This window comes from Nitrosospira sp. TNL300, from assembly GCF_055385915.1.
This window is the reverse complement of record NZ_AP041005.1, coordinates 2,973,261-2,991,032: the sequence shown is the minus strand read 5'-3', so window position 1 is coordinate 2,991,032 and position 17,772 is coordinate 2,973,261. Positions and strand designations below refer to the sequence as shown.

At 54.3% G+C, this 17,772-nt stretch carries 17 protein-coding genes, 2 tRNA genes and 1 other RNA gene; 11 read left to right on the top strand and 9 right to left on the bottom strand.

All coding sequences use genetic code 11. From position 1 onward, the window contains the following. The first annotated feature begins 47 nt into the window (after nt 1–47). A complete protein-coding gene (gene metX / locus ACZ5BW_RS13705) occupies nt 48–1,181 on the top strand; it encodes a homoserine O-succinyltransferase MetX (protein WP_464540893.1) in 1,134 nt (377 codons plus the stop codon). Between the two features lie 14 nt (nt 1,182–1,195). Continuing rightward, nucleotides 1,196–1,798 (top strand): methionine biosynthesis protein MetW, encoded by a 603-nt coding sequence (metW, locus tag ACZ5BW_RS13700; RefSeq protein ID WP_371265862.1) that lies wholly within the window; start codon nt 1,196–1,198, stop codon nt 1,796–1,798. Here metW and ACZ5BW_RS13695 read toward each other — a convergent pair whose 3' ends face one another. Together ACZ5BW_RS13695 and ACZ5BW_RS13690 are read right to left on the bottom strand one after the other, a co-directional pair. Continuing rightward, entirely contained in the window at nt 1,799–3,214 is a 1,416-nt protein-coding gene (locus tag ACZ5BW_RS13695; protein WP_464540890.1) for an AmpG family muropeptide MFS transporter, read from the bottom strand. Between the two features lie 68 nt (nt 3,215–3,282). Next, the gene (locus tag ACZ5BW_RS13690; RefSeq protein WP_464540888.1) at nt 3,283–4,062 is read right to left on the bottom strand and encodes an exodeoxyribonuclease III; all 780 of its coding nucleotides are present in this window, start codon (nt 4,060–4,062) and stop codon (nt 3,283–3,285) included. A 23-nt stretch (nt 4,063–4,085) separates the two neighbouring features. Here ACZ5BW_RS13690 and pyrE point away from each other — a divergent pair, with 23 nt between their 5' ends. After that, entirely contained in the window at nt 4,086–4,772 is a 687-nt protein-coding gene (gene pyrE, locus ACZ5BW_RS13685) for an orotate phosphoribosyltransferase (RefSeq protein WP_464540885.1), read from the top strand. A 6-nt stretch (nt 4,773–4,778) separates the two neighbouring features. Here pyrE and ACZ5BW_RS13680 read toward each other — a convergent pair whose 3' ends face one another. Further along, nucleotides 4,779–5,309 carry an LEA/WHy family protein gene (locus ACZ5BW_RS13680; protein ID WP_464540882.1) on the bottom strand — a complete coding sequence of 177 codons (531 nt, stop codon included), beginning with the start codon at nt 5,307–5,309 and terminating at the stop codon, nt 4,779–4,781. Between the two features lie 99 nt (nt 5,310–5,408). Here ACZ5BW_RS13680 and rnpB point away from each other — a divergent pair. Both rnpB and ACZ5BW_RS13670 read left to right on the top strand, forming a co-directional pair. After that, an RNA gene (gene rnpB, locus ACZ5BW_RS13675) (RNase P RNA component class A) lies at nt 5,409–5,708 on the top strand. Nucleotides 5,709–5,946: 238 nt separating this feature from the next. Continuing rightward, nucleotides 5,947–6,543 carry a hypothetical protein gene (locus ACZ5BW_RS13670; protein WP_464540879.1) on the top strand — a complete coding sequence of 199 codons (597 nt, stop codon included), beginning with the start codon at nt 5,947–5,949 and terminating at the stop codon, nt 6,541–6,543. Nucleotides 6,544–6,839: 296 nt separating this feature from the next. Here ACZ5BW_RS13670 and spt read toward each other — a convergent pair whose 3' ends face one another. The 6 genes from spt to ACZ5BW_RS13640 form a co-directional block, all read right to left on the bottom strand. Further along, nucleotides 6,840–8,027 carry a serine palmitoyltransferase gene (gene spt / locus ACZ5BW_RS13665; RefSeq protein ID WP_464540876.1) on the bottom strand — a complete coding sequence of 396 codons (1,188 nt, stop codon included), beginning with the start codon at nt 8,025–8,027 and terminating at the stop codon, nt 6,840–6,842. Continuing rightward, nucleotides 8,024–8,278: an acyl carrier protein gene (locus ACZ5BW_RS13660; protein WP_464540874.1), complete on the bottom strand. Its 255-nt coding sequence runs from the start codon at nt 8,276–8,278 to the stop codon at nt 8,024–8,026. Before ACZ5BW_RS13660 ends, spt begins: the two co-directional genes overlap by 4 nt. Before the next feature lie 29 nt (nt 8,279–8,307). Continuing rightward, nucleotides 8,308–9,222 (bottom strand): NAD-dependent epimerase/dehydratase family protein, encoded by a 915-nt coding sequence (locus tag ACZ5BW_RS13655; RefSeq protein ID WP_464540872.1) that lies wholly within the window; start codon nt 9,220–9,222, stop codon nt 8,308–8,310. A 7-nt stretch (nt 9,223–9,229) separates the two neighbouring features. Beyond that, a complete protein-coding gene (locus ACZ5BW_RS13650; protein WP_464540870.1) occupies nt 9,230–11,059 on the bottom strand; it encodes a fatty acyl-AMP ligase in 1,830 nt (609 codons plus the stop codon). A 671-nt stretch (nt 11,060–11,730) separates the two neighbouring features. Further along, nucleotides 11,731–12,075, bottom strand: a complete 345-nt coding sequence (locus tag ACZ5BW_RS13645) for a SpoIIAA family protein (protein WP_464540866.1) — start codon at nt 12,073–12,075, stop codon at nt 11,731–11,733. Between the two features lie 117 nt (nt 12,076–12,192). Then, a complete protein-coding gene (locus ACZ5BW_RS13640) occupies nt 12,193–13,290 on the bottom strand; it encodes an aromatic ring-hydroxylating oxygenase subunit alpha (RefSeq protein ID WP_464540864.1) in 1,098 nt (365 codons plus the stop codon). A gap of 232 nt (nt 13,291–13,522) precedes the next feature. Between ACZ5BW_RS13640 and ACZ5BW_RS13635 the strand changes: the two genes are divergently transcribed. The 6 genes from ACZ5BW_RS13635 to ACZ5BW_RS13610 all read left to right on the top strand — a co-directional run bounded on the left by ACZ5BW_RS13635 (nt 13,523) and on the right by ACZ5BW_RS13610 (nt 17,762). Beyond that, nucleotides 13,523–13,777, top strand: a complete 255-nt coding sequence (locus tag ACZ5BW_RS13635) for an exodeoxyribonuclease VII small subunit (protein WP_464540862.1) — start codon at nt 13,523–13,525, stop codon at nt 13,775–13,777. Beyond that, nucleotides 13,767–14,660 carry a polyprenyl synthetase family protein gene (locus tag ACZ5BW_RS13630; protein ID WP_464540860.1) on the top strand — a complete coding sequence of 298 codons (894 nt, stop codon included), beginning with the start codon at nt 13,767–13,769 and terminating at the stop codon, nt 14,658–14,660. The genes ACZ5BW_RS13635 and ACZ5BW_RS13630 overlap by 11 nt, the downstream gene beginning before the upstream one ends. A gap of 49 nt (nt 14,661–14,709) precedes the next feature. Beyond that, nucleotides 14,710–16,554 (top strand): 1-deoxy-D-xylulose-5-phosphate synthase, encoded by a 1,845-nt coding sequence (gene dxs / locus ACZ5BW_RS13625; RefSeq protein ID WP_464540858.1) that lies wholly within the window; start codon nt 14,710–14,712, stop codon nt 16,552–16,554. Nucleotides 16,555–16,615: 61 nt separating this feature from the next. Then, entirely contained in the window at nt 16,616–17,410 is a 795-nt protein-coding gene (folE2, locus tag ACZ5BW_RS13620; RefSeq protein ID WP_464540855.1) for a GTP cyclohydrolase FolE2, read from the top strand. A 163-nt stretch (nt 17,411–17,573) separates the two neighbouring features. Next, nucleotides 17,574–17,650 (top strand) — tRNA-Pro (locus ACZ5BW_RS13615). A 35-nt stretch (nt 17,651–17,685) separates the two neighbouring features. Continuing rightward, nucleotides 17,686–17,762 (top strand) — tRNA-Arg (locus ACZ5BW_RS13610). Nucleotides 17,763–17,772 lie beyond the last annotated feature (10 nt).

The window sequence follows — 17,772 nt, the reverse complement described above, 5'->3', positions numbered from 1 at the left end:
GGACTCGGGAAGGAACAAATCGTGACATCAGCCTCCTGACCTTTTTCATGCTCATGCAAGATTCGAATTCATTCAGTACTGTTACTCCGCAGGTGGCGCGTTTTGACACGCCTTTGCATTTGAAGAGCGGTGCGATGCTCGACAGCTACGAGCTGGTGTACGAAACATACGGGGAGCTCAACGCGGCGCGGTCGAATGCCGTACTGGTATGTCACGCTCTATCCGGGAACCATCATCTCGCAGGTCTTTACGACGATAACCCCAAGAGTGCCGGCTGGTGGAACAATATGATCGGGCCGGGCAAATCGATCGATACCCAGAAATTTTTCGTAATCGGGGTAAACAACCTGGGCGGTTGTCATGGATCCACCGGTCCGGCGAGTATCGATGCCAGGGCCGGAAAGTGTTACGGTCCGAATTTTCCGGTTGTGACAGTGGAGGACTGGATACAGACACAGGTCCGCCTTGCCGATCATCTGGGCATCGACCAGTTTGCCGCTGTGGCTGGCGGCAGTCTTGGCGGAATGCAGGCTTTGCAGTGGACACTTGATTTTCCCGAGAGGGTGCGCCACGCGCTGGTCATCGCCGCGGCTGCCAAGTTGACTGCGCAGAACATCGCATTCAACGACGTGGCCCGCCAGGCTATCATTACCGACCCTGATTTTCACGGCGGCGACTATTATTCACATGGCGTCATTCCGCGGAGAGGATTACGCCTGGCGCGCATGCTGGGACATATCACCTACCTTTCGGACGACTCGATGGCCGCCAAATTCGGCCGGGAACTGCGGAACGGGGCACTTGCCTTCGGCTACGAGGTGGAGTTCGAAATTGAATCGTATCTTCGTTATCAGGGAGATAAATTCGCCAGCCAGTTCGATGCGAATACCTATCTGTTGATGACGAAGGCATTGGACTATTTTGACCCTGCCTTCCCGCACAACAACGACCTGAGCGCCGCATTCCGATTCGCCAGGGCGAATTTCCTGGTACTGTCGTTTACTACCGACTGGCGTTTTTCCCCGGAGCGTTCGCGCGCCATCGTAAGGGCGCTGCTGGACAACGAACTGAACGTCAGTTATGCCGAAATTACGTCCAGCCACGGCCACGACTCGTTCCTCATGGAGGATCGCCATTATCACAGGCTGGTGCGGGCTTACATGGATAACATTGTCGTATGACGAAATCCCCTGGCATGAATTCATCGTTTAAGGTTGCCCGGCCCGATTTTGCCCTGATTGCAGCATGGGTCAAACCGGGGTCCAAGGTGCTCGATCTGGGTTGCGGCGACGGTTCGCTTATACGTTTTTTGCGGGATTCCCGTGGGTCGCGTGGCTACGGGGTGGAAATTGATGATGTCAACGTCCTGGCCTGTTTCAATAATGGTGTGAATGTGATCCAGAGTGACCTGGAGTCCGGTTTGCAGAGTTTTGAATCGGGATCGTTTGATTACGTGGTGCTCTCGCAAACCCTGCAGGCTGTAAAAAATACCGAGAACATCATCAAGGAAATGCTTCGTGTAAGCAAGGAAGGTATCGTGTCATTTCCCAATTTCGGTTACTGGAAAAACCGTTTGCAGGTGCTTTCCGGCCATATGCCGGTTTCCGAAGCCCTGCCTTACCAATGGTTCGATACTCCCAATATTCATAACTGCACTCTGGGCGATTTCGAGGAATTCTGCGGCCAGCACGGGGCACGTATTCTCGAACGCAGAGTAATGAGTGGAAATTACCAGATCACGTTCATGCCCAACTTGCTGGGAATGCTAGCCTTTTACCGGTTTGAGCAGCAGAAATAGTTATTTTTGCGAAAGCTGTTTCCCCGGAAAAGCCTCAATCTTCTGGGGTTCTGCGCGTTCCAATCTTGCACGGCCAGCCAGCCAGACCAGAACCAGCACCGGGAGGCCGAGCAGCGTCGTGCCGGTAAAGAAGCTGGCATAACCGTACGCATCCACGAAGTCTCCGCTGAATCCGGCGATAAATTTCGGCAACAACAGCATTACTGAACTGAATAGCGCATATTGAGTAGCGGAATAGGCGGAATTGGTCAGACCGGAAAGATAAGCGATAAAAGCGGAGGACGCTATTCCGGCCGAGAGATTGTCCGCCGATACGGTGAAGATCAGGCCCGTCAAGTCATGCCCGCGTCCTGCCAGCCAGACAAACAGCAGGTTGGTTGCCGCGGACAAAACCGCTCCCAGAAACAGCGTGCGCATGATGCCGATTTTGGCTGTCAGGACGCCCCCCAGCGCTGCGCCTGCGATCGTCATGAGGACTCCATAGACCTTGGAAACCGTTGCCACTTCATCTTTCGTATAACCCATGTCGACGTAGAAAGGATTGCTCATGACACCCATTACTACGTCGGAAATGCGGTAGACCGCGATCAGGGCGAGAATCAGCAAGGCTTGTCCACCATAACGGACAATGAAGTCGCGGAAAGGGGCGATTACGGCTCCATACAGCCACGCCAGCATCTGCTTGAGCGTCGTGCTGATTGGCCAATGGGCAATGGCGGCCCTCGCGCGATCCTCATTTTCTGAAATCAGGCGGGTGAGAGGAACCTCCGGCTCGCGGATGATGAGCGTAGTGATGATCCCTACCGACATGCAGGCAGCCATGCTCAGGTAAGCGATGCGCCAGGTCGCGTAGTCGTAGATATCTGCTGATGAGCCTGCGGCGGCGGCTATCCACAGCGCGCCTGCGGAAGCCAGAATCATCGCCAGACGATATCCCGCCTGATAGGTGGCGGCCATCGCGCCCTGGAGCCTGGGCGCGACCGCCTCGATCCGGTATGCATCCAGGGCAATGTCCTGGGTTGCGGAAGCGAAGGCCGCCGCCAGGGCAAAAAAGACTGTATGCGAGAGATTCTGGAGTGGATCGGTAAGCGCGATGCCGATGAGGGCAAGCGCGATAACGATTTGTGACAGTAAAAGCCATGAGCGGCGCCGGCCCAGCCATCGTGTCAATAATGGCAGAGGCAGGCGATCCACCAGTGGAGACCACATCCATTTGAAGCCGTAAGCCAGCCCGATCCAGCTCAGGTGGCCTATGGTGGAACGGTCGATTCCCGCTTCCCGCAGCCAGAAGGAAAGTGTGCCCATCACCAGGAGCAGGGGCAATCCCGCCGAGAAGCCAAGAGACAGCATGCCCAGCACTCTTGGGTGGGTATAAATGCGAAAAGCGTGCAGCCAACTCGAAAGGGTAGCTGGCATTATTCTGGATCAGTCATTCTGGCGGGCCATTTCCGGACATTATCGGCGGTTCGCGGCAAATTACCGGATCAGGCGGATAAGCTGTAATCGTAGTCAATGATAAGTGGGGAATGATCAGAAAAACGCTCGGTCTTGTAAATCGAAACCGCCTTGGCCTTGGCTGCGATACCGGGGGTGGCGATCTGATAATCGATGCGCCAGCCGACGTTCTTCGCCCAGGCCTGCCCGCGGTTGGACCACCAGGTATACTGGTCCGGGTCCGGATTTATCTGGCGGAAGACGTCTACGAATCCAAGCTCCTGAAATACATCGGTAAGCCAGGCGCGCTCCTGCGGCAGGAAGCCGGAATTCTTCTGGTTGGAACGCCAGTTCCTGAGATCGATTTCCTTGTGGGCGATGTTCCAGTCTCCGCACAAAATAATCTCGCTGCCGCATGCTGCCAATTTCTCAAGCATGGGAAAAAATTGCTCCATGAAGAAATATTTGACGGCCTGCCGATGTTCACCCGCAGAACCGGATGGAAAATAGATCGATATGACGCTCAGCTGCCCGAAATCGACGTGCAGGTAACGCCCCTCCGCATCGATCTCCGGCACGCCGACGCCCTCGGTCACATTGTTCGCCTCATGCCGTGTGTAAATGCCTACTCCACTGTATCCTCTTTTTTCAGCGCAGTGGAAGTGGCCGTGGTAGCCATCAGGGGAGAGCACTTCCCCGGTAATATCGCTCACCTGAGCCTTGAGTTCCTGTACACAGACGATATCTGCGTCCTGCAAAGGCAGCCAGCGGAAAAAACCCTTGCTGGCAGCGGAGCGTATTCCGTTGAGGTTAAGCGTTATAATTCGCACGTCGATTTCCCGAAGCCATTATCATGCCCGATTTCCGAAAGGAGTTCATCGAGTTCGCCATCAGCCGGAATGTCCTGTGCTTTGGCGAATTCCAGACCAAAGCAGGACGTCTTTCACCCTACTTTTTTAATACGGGACTGTTCAACGATGGGGAATCTCTCGGAAAGCTGGGGCAATTTTACGCCAAAGCCATTCTTGCTGCCCAGCTTCCGTTTGACATGCTTTTCGGTCCCGCCTACAAGGGTATTCCGCTCGTAAGTTCCATTGCCATTGCCCTGGCTGCCGGGGGCAACAACTACCCTTTCTGTTTCAACCGCAAAGAGGCGAAAGACCATGGAGAAGGAGGGAATCTCGTGGGCGCGCCTCTCGCCGGGCGGGTGCTGATTGTGGACGATGTGATTTCCGCCGGCACGTCGGTGCGGGAATCGGTCGAGTATATTCATGCCGCAGGCGCCACTCCCGCGGGGGTAGCCATCGCCCTGGACCGCATGGAGCGGGGTAAAGGCGAGCTTTCCGCCGTGCAGGAAGTGCGCCGCATGTATGGAATTCCTGTCATGAGCATCGTCAACCTGGAAAGCATCGTCGATTACCTGCGCCAGAGCCAGGATCTGGCAAATCACCTCCTGGCAGTGGAAGAATATCGCACCCGGTATTCGGCCAGAATGATAGAACCGATTGAACGCGGCAGCGGCATTCATCGCGCCGGCTGAGGTGTTTTACCGGGCCTCCTCCGCCGGCAGGTTGGGGAGTGTGATTTCACCCTTCGCATCAAAATGGCGCCCGATGGCAAAGCCCGGCGCCCCCAGCTGACCACGCAGTTCGTAGTCGGTCCTTCCATGATCGCCCGTGGTCAGGCGGAATACATGCCGGATGATTGCGCTGGCAGGAACTGTTACCGGAACAATGATGACCGTTTCGCCAAAGCGGGGAATCGTGCCCTGCTGATCGCTCACTCCGCTGGCAAAGCTCATTCCACGCAGGTCCAGGTCGAGCGCAACGCCATCATAGTCCAGCGGAACCGCGCCATGGTTCTGGATTCTCAGGCTGACTGCAAAACGGGCCTCCATGCCTTTTCCTTCAAGCGGCTCAAGCCCGGCAACGGAAATTCGCAACGGCTCCTGCGGCCTGAGAGCCGCACACGCGGAAAGGCAAAAAATCAGGGCCGATATGACCAGTATGCTTCGTCTCATGATTTTACCGGTGGCAACGGGGAGATCATACCCGAATATTTCATTTTGCGAATTCACTGCCTGCACTCATTTTTATTCTTCTGTTGAGCTTGGTCATTGGTGGCAGGGGAGTGCGGAGGTTTGCAGTGCACACGGGCTTTAGGCTATCATTGAGCCGAAGCTGGCCAGGCAGTCGCTGCCTGTCCTCGATAACGAGGCAGGGAGAGGAAAGTCCGGGCTCCGCAGAGCAGGATGCCGGTTAACGGCCGGCCGCCGTAAGGCGAGGAACAGGGCCACAGAGACGAGCGTATTAAGTTACGGTGAAACGCGGTAACCTCCATCCGGAGCAAGACCAAATAGGCAGGCGATGATGCTGCTCGCTGAGCCTGCGGGTAGGTTGCTTGAGCGTGCGGGTGACTGCACGCCTAGAGGAATGACTGTCCTTGACAGAACCCGGCTTATCGGCCAGCTTCTTTCCGGAATTCCTGATAATTCTGACTCCATAAAGACGAAAGCGACACTGTCCTGGTCGCAAGCCATCCGCATATTCCGGTCAGCAGAAAACAGAAAAGATATACCTCTCGGCCGCCCTTCCGCAGCCTGTTGAGTGAACATTCTCTGTTTCCTTTTCCAGACAGGTTTGTTATACAATCGACGATTGCTCCCGCTTGCGCGGGGCGTCAGATTAAATTGCGGACACAAAACCGGAGATATTATGAAGAAAATTGTTGAGTGGGTTGCCGGGCTGGCATCGGCTATGATGATAGCTCTCGTGGCTGTTCCCGCCCATGCACAACTCATGCTTGCGCATGAAGGCCACCATTCAGGCGACTGCGCCATCAAATCGGGCGCCTTTCCTGTATCCTTCAGCGCCTATGAGAAGCCCAAGGGCGAGCTTCCGCCTACTCATGCCTATTGCGACCATGTTCCTGAGACCGGCGAACTGTATTTCACGGTGGATCTGACCGATCCTGAATCCCGCGAAATTCCCATCGCCATGCGCCTGGTGATGGAAGGTCATGGAGAGGGAGGACATGAAATCATGTCGATACCCGCCAAACCCTATCCTTCCGGAAGCATTACATTTACCGTAAACCTGGAAGAACTGGGGCAGTACGCGTTGCTGCTGGAAACCGAGAAGGACGGCAAGATGACCCCGGCGGTACGCATTCCGGTACACGTGGGCGGAGGTGGTGGCCATGATGGACACGGTGGTGGTATCGGCATGACAGAGATTGCGCTGATACTGGGTGTAGGTGGCGTAGCAGCCTTCTTTCTGCTGCGTCGGCGGACGAGCGCCAAAATGTCCTGACCAACGTCTGAGCAGAATCAGCGCTATTCAACTCTCGATCCGCGAAATCAAAAGCGTGCACTTCCGCGGATACTCCTGAACGAGCGGCGGCGGGTTTTAAGGGATTGTCATATTTTCCCTTCTTGACGACCCCGGCGCCGTTTTTTTTATTCGTCATTGGGCCTGCTCCGGACCTTACAGCATACTCCTGTGACTACCGTAACCTGGAGTAGGCGGTGTAAGGCAGGGTAGCAAGGGCGAGAATCCTCCTCTCCAGACGGCTTTCAATGCGAATGCGCCTGAAAAACGAAAAATCCTTACTGGAAAATAGTCTCGCGCAACCTGGCGAAAGTTTTGCCGACATGATTCATCTGCTCGCTGGTATGGACAGCGCTTACGCTGCAACGCACCAACGAATTACCCTCCGGTGTTGCGGGTGGCAAAACCAGATTCACATAGATGCCGTGTTCAAGCAGCCCTTTCCACAGTGCCAGCGCCTGTTGCGGCGTTTCAAGTATTGTTGCGATAACAGGGCTTGGCTCCGGTCCCAGTCGGTAACCCAGTTCCTTGAGTTGCGAGTAGAGCTGGTGCACATTCTTCCAGAGCTGCCGGCGTAATTCGACACCCTCCCTCAGCAGCCTGAGAGCTGCACGGGTGGAGGCGATGGTGGCAGGCGTAGGCGAGGCAGTGAAAATATAAGGCCGGCTCACATAGCGCAACTGATCCAGTTGCGGATGATTGCTCACACAGTAGCCGCCGATCCCGCCCAGGCTTTTACTGAAGGTGCCTGTGATGAAGTCTACCCTGTCGAGGAGGCCTGTTTCTTCTACCAGGCCTTGCCCGGTCTCACCCAGTACCCCCAGTGAATGCGCTTCATCAAGAAGAAGCATGCTGTTATATGCATCCTTTACCTTGACGATATCCGCCAGCGGCGCGCGGTCTCCAAGCATACTGTAGATGCCCTCGGCAATGATAAGCGTGGAGCGCGATCGTTCTCCCAGACGGCGGAGACGCTTCTCCAAGTCTACTGCATCATTATGCCTGAAGCGGATTATCTCGGCGCCGCTCAAACGGCAGCCATCGTAGATGCTTGCGTGGGAATCGCCGTCAATAAGAACGATGTCACCGGGCCCCGCCAGGCCTGATATGGTGGCAAGGTTGGCCTGGTACCCCGTGGTAAATACGATGCAGGACCGGCATTGGTAAAACTCGGCGAACTCGCGCTCGAGTGCCCGGTGCCCGCTGTAGCTGCCATTGGCCATGCGCGATCCGGTTGTACCTGTACCTTCACTGTGAATCGCTTCCTGCGCTGCATCCCGGCACTCCTGCGCGAAGGTAAGTCCCAGATAATTGTTTGTTCCCAGAAACAATATCCGGTGATCTCCGATCCTGGCTTCGGTCGAGGAATAAACTTCTTCTATGGGCGTTCCAAAAACCTCAACACCCTCAGGCAACAGGGCTTTTCTCGCCGCCGCCACGGCATCCAGTTTATCTAGCAAACTCATTGTTTTTGAGACTTTATCTGGTGGATCAAGCTGGCGAGCTCATGAACGGTCTGTACATCCGCAAGGGCGTTGATCGGTACGGAAATGTCAAACTCGTCCTCGATTTCCATGATCAGGTTCAGCAATTTTACAGAATCGATTGCAAGCTCGTTAATAAGATCGGTTTGCGGTGTAATTTCCACCTTCGGACCGACAAGCTGTTTGAGGTGATGGCAAAGTTTTTGCAGAACGTCGTTATAATCGTTCAACATCTGGATTCAAAATGATTCGATGATTGAAATTAGACTGCTTGCGGCAAAGCCTCGCGGAGCTGGATGCAGGGTTGCCAGTCAGGGAGTGCCCGGGTCAGGGGATCAATATCACAAACCCAGTCAGGATGTCGCAATTCTCTCACTTTTCCTGGCGTCAGCATGGGTGAATAGCTTAGCAATCGGGCAGACCATAAGTTGACGTTTGCGATCAATGAAATCAGTGGCGCGGGAAAAAAGATGCAGTGTACCGGACGTTTCCACACTTCCTGCGCAATAGCGGCTACCGCCTGGCTATCGTAACCTCCCGGCCTGCCATCATCAAGCTCGTAGGTGCCTTGCACAGGCACCGCAGTCGAAAGCCAGCAGGTGATGGCTGCTACCAGGTCGGCGACATGCAGTAATCCAAACCGCATGTCAGGTTGTCCCACCATTGGCAAGACACCCCGGCGCGTTATCCTGAAAAGCGGGCTCATTTCCTTATCTCCGGGGCCATAAACGGCTGTTGGACGAAAAATGGCACAAGCCATACCAGCCGAACGCTCATTTATCAGTCGTTCAGCCATGTGCTTGCTCATGGCATACCAGGAAAGCTCGGATTGCCGGGCGGCCAGAGAAGAAATCAGCAGGAAACGTGGAGGCGGATTTTGTTCCAGAGAAGCCTGCATCAGGTTGCTCGTACCTTCCACATTGGTATGGACAAAGCTCTCGAGAGAGCTTCCCCGAACCTGACCGGCGCAATGTACAACAGCGGAGACGCCGATTACGAGCTTTCGCAATGCATTGAGGTTATGTAAATCGCCTTCTATCCATTGCGTGGACTCGTCATCGACTCGCCTGCGTCTTGTCAGAGCCCTGACTTTCCATCCTTCCTTTATCAGGGACTGCAACAGCGCATTCCCGATAAAGCCAGTGGCGCCGGTAACGGCGACCCAGGACTCCAACATACGCCGATTATTTGTCCCCGGACTCGGCAGATAACTGGTCTGTCATCTGCGTTCGCTGGATAAAGCCCTGGCGTGCAGCAAAACGGGACAGTTTTCCGGAGGAAGTACGCGGCAGGGTGTGCGGTGGGACCAGTTCCACCAGACAGTTCACGCCAAACGCCATGTAGACCAGACGTTGCAGGCGGCTGGTAAGGGACTGGCGATCCGTGACCGAGGTAAGTCGGCATTCGATGACCAGGACAATGGTCGTGACGTCATTGGCGTCAGTAATCCCGAAGGCAGACGCTTCACGCGTTCTCACCTCGGGTTGCTGTTCGGCAAGCTCCTCGATATCCTGGGCACGGATATTACGCCCATTGACAATGATTACATCGGTGCGACGCCCGGTGATGTATAGATCCCCTTCAAAGAGGAATCCCAGGTCACCGGTATCCAGCCAGTTCCCAGGTTTGAGTGTCTTGCAGGTATCTTCCGGATTGTTGAAATAACCTGTCATGATACTGCTGCCCTGCACGAGTACGCTGCCTACGCGCAGATCAGGGAGTTGCTGGGCGGCCTCGTCGACCACCTTGACGGTATGCCCCGGCAATGCGCGGCCGCAGTTGACGAATTCACTGTACTTCCGGCCTTCCACCTGTAACCGTACTGCCATTTTCTTGTCAACGAGGGTTGCCGCATCGACTCGCAAACTCTGAAAGCCTTCGCCAACCTGGGAGAAAGTAACGGCGAGCGTCGATTCAGCCAGCCCATAGCAGGGGAGGAATGCGCGTGCGTCAAAACCGGCAGGTGCAAATTTTTCCGCAAAGTTCCTCAAAGTGTCCGGGCGGATCATTTCCGCGCCGACTCCCGCTGCACGCCAACTGCTGAGGTCAAGGTCTTCCAGGTCGGAATCGCGTACGCGAAGCGTGCAGAGCTTGAGCCCGAAGGGTTGACTGAACGCGACGGTGGCGCGATTTCTGCTGATCAGGCGCAACCATTGCAACGGCCTGATTGCAAAATCACGGGTAGCCAGATAATCGACGGAAACCTGCGCCACCATGGGCGCCATTACCATGCCGACCAGACCCATGTCATGATAAAACGGCAGCCAGGACGCACAGCGGTCTCCTGCCCGAATATTCAGGCCGTGACGGACAATGCCCTGGAGATTGCTCATCAGTGCGCCTTCGGTAATTACCACTCCACGCGGCATGCGCGTGCTTCCCGAGGTAAATTGCAGGTACGCGATTTCATCGGGACTATTTGCCGCGAGCTCGGTGTTCAGCGCCGGCAGTTCCCCGAGTTGCTCCGGCGTTCCCACCCAGCGCAGATATTGCGACTCCTCGGCTGCTTCTTTCAAAAAATCGACATAGTCAACGTTCGCCAGGGCAGCGCTTGCCTGACCCGCCTCCAGCATTCCGCGCAGCTGCCGAACATAAACCGCATGGCTGCCGAGGTTGACAGGAACAGGCATTGCATAAGGTACCAGTCCTGCGTAGCGGCATGCATAAAAGATTTCCACGAACTCTGGCGTCGTGTCGGCAATAATCGCAACACGGTCCCCTCTCGCCAATCCAAGCCCGAGCAACTGACGCGCCGCTGCTTGGGCATTTTGCCTTAGTGTCTGATAGGAAAGAACGGAGCGGAGATTACCCTTGGCATCATAAAAGTTATACCCGCCTGTACCGGCCGCGGCATACTCGAGCGCAGCGATCAAGGTGTCGAAGTCGGCTAATCTCTGAGCTTGAGTGTTATACGTAGGTGTGGGGATCGCAGCTGCCGGCTGCTCGCTTGATAATAATTGAGGGTTAAACGCTTGTGTTAACGGAGCGTTCAACTTCGCTATTGTTGAACTCAAGGTCTTCCCCTCCAAATTAATCGTACTAGTCATCTTTTTATAATATAAAGGATTCCAGTCGGGCAATCGTTTTTTTGGCCGTCATCCGCTGTTGCGTCGTTCGAGTTGCTGCTTGAAAATATCGACCCTACCTGGCTCCCGGTAAAGGCAGTAGCTCGAAAAACAAAAAATAAATGCGCTAATCTGTGAAATTAACGAACCTTCTTCTATTCAGCTCTCATTATCGTAACAGGGCATGTACTTCGGCATTGCTGGATCACGCTCCTTTCACGTGCAAGAGGCTGTCTAGCTCGCAGTCTGCTTTCGATACTTACAGGATAGGCGATAAGCTCCATTCTGTACGAGTTGGCAGACGATATAAAGAGGTTTTGGAGAATGGAAGGGAAATGTGTGTCTTTTTTGCAACACTTGCCGGAACCGGACCCTTCAGCTTTGCGTTAGATCTGATCTTAATCTCTTTCGCAGCCGCGCGACATTTTACAGGAATCCATCTCTCGATGGATCAACTCTTCTTTTATTTTTGAGGCGGATTATTGCAGGGCCCGAGCGCAGTCTTCCGGAATCGCACCACACACCACACGGAATCCTTGAAAAAATTCCTCGCCTGGAATGAGTCTTCCGCTGACGCCAAAGCGCAAGGCGGATTTACACTCACTCAGTACCGGGTCACTTCATGCCTCGAGCCATGCCGTTGCTTCGACATAATCCCGAAATACCCGTATATCGGCATTGACAAATAGATTGGATACCCAGGCCGCCCAGGCGCGCCACTGGTTTTCAGTGATTATCGCGATGCGGTTGAATTCGCTGCCGTGTTCCCGTACGAATTTGATGTCCTCCCAAGCGACATCGATGGTGTAGCTCAGCATATCCCGCCAATCGAACAGTACGTTCACCTTGCCGCCGGGGCCAGCCTTGCGAAGTACCTTGTCCTCGAATTCGCGGTAATCCGCCAATGTGAATTCACCGAAAACAGCGATACTGATCAGATTTTCTGTTTCCTCAATGGTTATCATGTGTTACCCACAATATAAAATTGCGCGGGCAGGGGAAAATCGGGTAGCCGAAGAAAAAATTCGACTTTCGGACTACCCGAAGAAAAATACGCTCAGCAAAAGGATATCACTTATCGCTCAGATGTGCGGTTCAATTTCTCGCCGCAGAAACTTGTGGAAGTGCACCATGCCATCTTCCATCGGCGATTGATACGGTCCGGCCTCGCTCACGCCTTGTTTGTACAGCGCACGGCGCCCTTCTGTCATCAGCTTGCAGATTTCATCATCCTCAGCAGCGGTTTCACGATAGGCGGCCTGTTCCGCTTCAATGAATTCACGCTCAAACAAAGCGATATCTTCAGGATAATAGAACTCCACCACGTTGGTGCAATGCTCCGCTCCGGTAGGAAGCACTGTGCTGATGACCAATACATGGGGGTACCATTCCATCATGATGTTGGGATAGTACAGCATCCAGATTGCGCCATGCCTTGGTATTTCGCCTGCTGTCTGCAGCAACAGTTGCTCGTGCCATTTTGCATAGACAGGTGTCCCCGGGCGGGTCAGGGCGTTATTGATTCCCACAGTCTGAACGTTGTACCACTCCCCGAACTCCCATTCCAGGGCAGTCGTGTCAACAAAGTTGCCCAGACCTGGATGGTATGGCTCGACGTGGTAGTCCTCCAGATAAACCTCTATGAAGGTTTTCCAGTTGCAGGCGTATTCATCTATCTGAAGGCGTTCCAGCACGTGGCCCGAGAAGTCGAAATTCTTCAGGACTTGCAAGTTGCCCAGATCGCGGGCAACGTTCCGCCTGCCTTGAAACAAGAGTCCGTTCCAACTCTGCAAAGGCGTATTGGAAAGATTGAGGCAAGGGTTTTCGGGGAAATGGGGCGCACCGAGCAGCGTGCCCTTCAAGTCATACGTCCAGCGATGCACGGGACAAACGATGTTTCTGGTGTTGCCACTCCCTTTGAGCAGCAGCGACTGCCTGTGGCGGCAGACATTGGATAGCAGCTCGATACCATCCTTATTACGCACCAGCATTTTCGCGTTATCCATCCATTCAGGCACATAATAGTCGCCAATGTTTGGCACCATGATCTCATGGCCGACATAGCCCGGTCCCTGGTCGAACAGAATGCGTTTTTCCAGTTCAAGGATTCGAGAGTCGAGATACCAGTCAACCGGCAGTTGCGTTGGAGCCAATTGGCAAACATCAATCAGATCGACCATATGCTACTTTTCACCTTTCAAATAAAGATGGCTGGATTATCAAAACCAGGAACGGCAGGGAAGACAAGGAAGAGAATGAGCATGTCCTCATGTCCTTGCCCTGAAACGCTTATAATCCGACTAAGAAACCTCTTTCATAGGAAAGTTTCGTGGATTTAATTGACCTGACACCACTTATTGCGTTATTTTTGCCGTTTGTCCGCAATACACCCATTCTGACAGCGTGTTTATCATGACAAAGCCTGCCGACCCCGTCAAATTTTCCCCTCCGGAAGGTTTTGAAGCTGCTCTGGCTGAGCTGGAAAGCATCGTTCTGGAAATGGAAGCAGGGCAGATGCCGCTTGAAGAATCCCTCGAGGCTCACAAACGTGGGACGGAATTGCTACAATATTGCCACTCCAAGCTGCAGGATGCGCAGCAACAGGTACGCCTCCTTGAAACCAGCACGCTGAAAAATTTCTCCCCCTCCGGTATTGATGACCGCTGATTTCCAGGATTGGGCGAGAAGCCACCAGGTACGCATCGAAAATTCCCTGCAGACCCTGCTTCCCGCCGCAGACATCGCGCCTGAGCGCTTGCATGAAGCGATGCGCTACACCGTTCTGGGTGGGGGCAAGCGCATACGGCCTTTGCTCGCTTTTGCGGCCGGCGAGCTGAACAATGCGAATGAGGAGAGGGTAACGATTGCTGCTGTCGCCGTGGAACTCATTCATGCCTATTCACTCGTGCACGATGATTTGCCCTGCATGGATGACGATGTATTGCGCCGGGGCAAGCCTACCTGTCATATCGAATATGGGGAAGCAATTGCGCTGCTGACGGGTGACAGTTTGCAGAGTCTCGCTTTTCAGTTGCTGGCCGAGTATTCCCTGGCTGACACCCCAAAGGTACAACTCGAAATGATCAGGCGTCTGGCGCAAGCGGCGGGTTCGCGCGGCATGGCGGGAGGGCAGGCTGTCGATCTTGCCAGTGTCGGCAGGGCATTAAGCCTCCCCGAACTGGAATTCATGCATATTCACAAGACGGGCGCGCTTATTCGAGCCGCGGTAATGCTGGGTGCCTATTGTGGCAGCAGGCTGGGCGAAGCCCAATTAGCAGCTCTCGATCACTTTGCTAAATGCATCGGTCTTGCATTTCAGGTTGTCGATGACGTTCTCGACGCCGAGGCAACCACTGCCACCCTCGGCAAGACCGCTGGCAAGGATGCCGAAAACAATAAGCCTACCTATGTGAGTATTCTGGGGAGCACACGGGCCCGCAAGCTCGCGGAGGAGTTGCGGCGGGAGGCATATGCATCCCTGGAGATGTTTGAGGCAGCCGCGGGACGATTGAGGCAGGTAACTGACTTTATCATTCAACGGGAATTTTGAAGGCCGGCGTGTTTCCCGGAAAAAGGATTTTGTAATTTTCAAGGTTTAAATGCACCCATTGCTCAATACCATTACCGATCCTGCCAAGCTGCGGACACTGGAACGCAAGTTGCTGCCACAGCTTGCAGACGAGTTGCGCCAATTCCTGGTTGAATCAGTAGCCAAAACCGGCGGTCATCTGTCCTCCAATCTGGGCACGGTCGAACTGACCATCGCACTGCACTACGTTTTCAATACACCCTACGATCGCCTCATCTGGGATGTGGGCCACCAGACCTATGTCCATAAAATTCTGACCGGACGGCGCGAAGGCATGGGCAAATTGCGCATGCGCGGCGGTATCGCCGGCTTTCCGCGCCGGGATGAAAGTGAATATGACGCTTTCGGCACCGCCCACTCCAGCACCTCCATCAGCGCTGCGCTTGGGATGGCAGTAGCATCGCAGCGGGAGGGCAAGAAGCGGTCCGTGGTCGCGGTGATCGGGGATGGCGCGATGAGTGCCGGCATGGCGTTCGAGGCTTTGAATAATGCCGGCGCCATGGATACTAACCTGCTGGTCATTCTGAACGACAACGATATGTCGATTTCCCGGCCAGTGGGAGCGCTCAATAATTATCTGGCGCGGCTCATGTCCGGCCAGTTCTATGCGACCGCGCGCCGCGCCGGCGAGAAAATGCTGGGAGTGGTTCCACATGTGCTGGAACTTGCCAAGCGTGCCGAGGAGCATGTAAAAGGCATGGTGACGCCAAGCACGCTGTTTGAAGAATTCGGTTTCAATTATATCGGGCCTATTGATGGCCATGATCTCGACGTTCTTGTCAGTACACTCAATAACATCAGGCATCTTCGCGGTCCCCAGTTTCTGCACGTGGTCACCCGTAAAGGAGCGGGATACAAGGCGGCGGAAGATGATCCGATTCTTTATCACGGCGTAACCAGATTCAATCCCGATGCGGGCATCATTCCCAAAGCTTCAGCCAAGCCGTCCTATACCCAGATTTTCGGGGACTGGTTGTGCGATATGGCGGCCTTGGACCAGCGTCTGGTAGGGATCACTCCGGCAATGCGGGAGGGCTCTGGTATGGTGAGGTTTTCTCACGAGTATCCCGATCGTTATTTTGACGTGGGCATCGCCGAGCAGCATGCCGTCACCTTTGCAGCCGGCCTCGCGTGCGACGGGTTGAAGCCGGTGGTGGCGATCTATTCGACCTTTCTCCAACGCGCATATGACCAGCTGATTCATGACGTCGCCATTCAGAATCTTCCTGTCGTGTTTGCCATAGACCGTGCCGGGCTGGTGGGAGCAGACGGACCTACCCATGCGGGTAGTTTCGATCTGACTTACCTGCGCTGTATTCCGAACATTACCGTAATGGCCCCTGCGGATGAGAACGAGTGCCGCCAGATGCTGTACACCGCTTTTCAGATGAATACGCCTGCCGCTGTGCGCTACCCTCGAGGTTCAGGTAGCGGTGTGGCGCCGCAGAAAGAGATGCAGATGTTGCCGATCGGGCGTGGTGAAATACGGCGGGAGGGAGCGAAAATTGCACTGCTCGCGTTCGGCAGCATGCTCCAGCCTTGCCTCGAGGCAGCGGAAGAATTGAATGCGACAGTCGCCAATATGCGTTTTGTCAAACCGCTGGACGATGATCTCATCGCATCGCTGGCAGCCAATCACGAATTGCTCGTTACGGTGGAGGAAAACACTGTCATGGGCGGCGCCGGCAGCGCGGTTCTGGAATCGCTATCTGCGCGAGGTCGCGCAGTTCCGGTATTGCAGCTGGGCCTGCCGGATACTTTCCTCGACCAGGGCGACCCCTCTCAGATGTTGAGCGAGTGCGGGCTGGATAGGGAAGGTATCGTACGTTCCGTAAGAGCGAGATTCCCGAAGTAAACCGCTCACTTTTGCATCGCATGCCTTTGATATGCGATGTTCTTCCTTGCAACGGTACACAATGAACGAAACGCTCATTGCAGATGTGCAAAGTGTAACCGATACGCGACGCATTGCCATCGACAAGGCGGGAATCAGGGCAATCCGCCATCCGGTAAGGGTAACGGATAAGGCTCGCGTTGTTCAGCATACAGTGGCCGTGTTCAACATGTATGTAAACCTGCCGCATCACCTCAAAGGCGTGCACATGTCTCGCTTTGTCGAGATGCTGAATGAGCATGATTCGGAAATCTCTGTTGAAACGTTTGAGAAGCTGCTGGTTTCGATGGTGAAGAAGCTCGAGGCGGAGTCCGGCGATATCGAAATGCGCTTTCCGTATTTCATCGGCAAAACCGCGCCGGTTTCCGGAATAAAGAGTCTGATGGACTATGATGTTACGTTCATCGGGCAAATCAGAAACGGAGAATACCGCTTCACTTTGAAAGTGGTCGTGCCCGTAACGAGTCTTTGCCCATGCTCCAAACAGGTATCGGACTATGGGGCGCACAACCAGCGATCCCATATGTCCATATCAATCCGGACAAATCATTTTGTATGGATAGAAGATCTGATCCGTATCGCGGAAGACCAGGCATCCTGTGAGCTCTATGGGTTGCTAAAACGCTCAGACGAAAAGTATGTCACGGAGAAGGCTTACGGTAATCCCAAGTTCGTCGAGGATGCAGTGCGGGATATCGCCTCAGTGCTCAATCGGGACGAGCGGATAGACGCTTACGCGGTGGAAGCGGAAAATTTCGAATCCATTCATAATCATTCCGCATATGCACTGATCGAGTGCGACAAATTGAAGAATTGAACTCCCTCCCGCCTGGATCTGTTTCCTGCGCCGAGCCTTGCTCCATGACTCCCTTCAGGAATAACGTATAGCACTCAGACGCAATCGAACACTGATTTGATCCTTCCTCAAGAGGGCGCAAAATTGACCTTTTTGCGGCGGAAAGGTATATTATCGCCCTTTCCGGGGTGTAGCGTAGCCTGGTAGCGCGCCTGGTTTGGGACCAGGATGTCGGGAGTTCAAATCTCTCCACCCCGACCATTCATGCTAATTCGAGGCGAAATCCGATTTGAGTGGTGCCCGTAGCTCAACCGGATAGAGCACCAGCCTTCTAAGCTGGGGGTTACAGGTTCGATTCCTGTCGGGCACGCCACAAGCTATCT

Coding starts and splice junctions, on each gene's coding strand:
- ACZ5BW_RS13655 (WP_464540872.1), bottom strand. CDS start 9,222: ATGTTGGAGTCCTGGGTCGCCGTTACCGGCGCCACTGGCTTTATCGGG.
- ACZ5BW_RS13640 (WP_464540864.1), bottom strand. CDS start 13,290: ATGGTCGATCTGATTGATGTTTGCCAATTGGCTCCAACGCAACTGCCG.
- ACZ5BW_RS13670 (WP_464540879.1), top strand. CDS start 5,947: ATGAAGAAAATTGTTGAGTGGGTTGCCGGGCTGGCATCGGCTATGATG.
- ACZ5BW_RS13660 (WP_464540874.1), bottom strand. CDS start 8,278: ATGTTGAACGATTATAACGACGTTCTGCAAAAACTTTGCCATCACCTC.
- dxs (WP_464540858.1), top strand. CDS start 14,710: ATGCACCCATTGCTCAATACCATTACCGATCCTGCCAAGCTGCGGACA.
- metX (WP_464540893.1), top strand. CDS start 48: ATGCTCATGCAAGATTCGAATTCATTCAGTACTGTTACTCCGCAGGTG.
- ACZ5BW_RS13635 (WP_464540862.1), top strand. CDS start 13,523: ATGACAAAGCCTGCCGACCCCGTCAAATTTTCCCCTCCGGAAGGTTTT.
- ACZ5BW_RS13695 (WP_464540890.1), bottom strand. CDS start 3,214: ATGCCAGCTACCCTTTCGAGTTGGCTGCACGCTTTTCGCATTTATACC.
- folE2 (WP_464540855.1), top strand. CDS start 16,616: ATGAACGAAACGCTCATTGCAGATGTGCAAAGTGTAACCGATACGCGA.
- spt (WP_464540876.1), bottom strand. CDS start 8,027: ATGAGTTTGCTAGATAAACTGGATGCCGTGGCGGCGGCGAGAAAAGCC.
- pyrE (WP_464540885.1), top strand. CDS start 4,086: ATGCCCGATTTCCGAAAGGAGTTCATCGAGTTCGCCATCAGCCGGAAT.
- ACZ5BW_RS13630 (WP_464540860.1), top strand. CDS start 13,767: ATGACCGCTGATTTCCAGGATTGGGCGAGAAGCCACCAGGTACGCATC.
- ACZ5BW_RS13645 (WP_464540866.1), bottom strand. CDS start 12,075: ATGATAACCATTGAGGAAACAGAAAATCTGATCAGTATCGCTGTTTTC.
- metW (WP_371265862.1), top strand. CDS start 1,196: ATGAATTCATCGTTTAAGGTTGCCCGGCCCGATTTTGCCCTGATTGCA.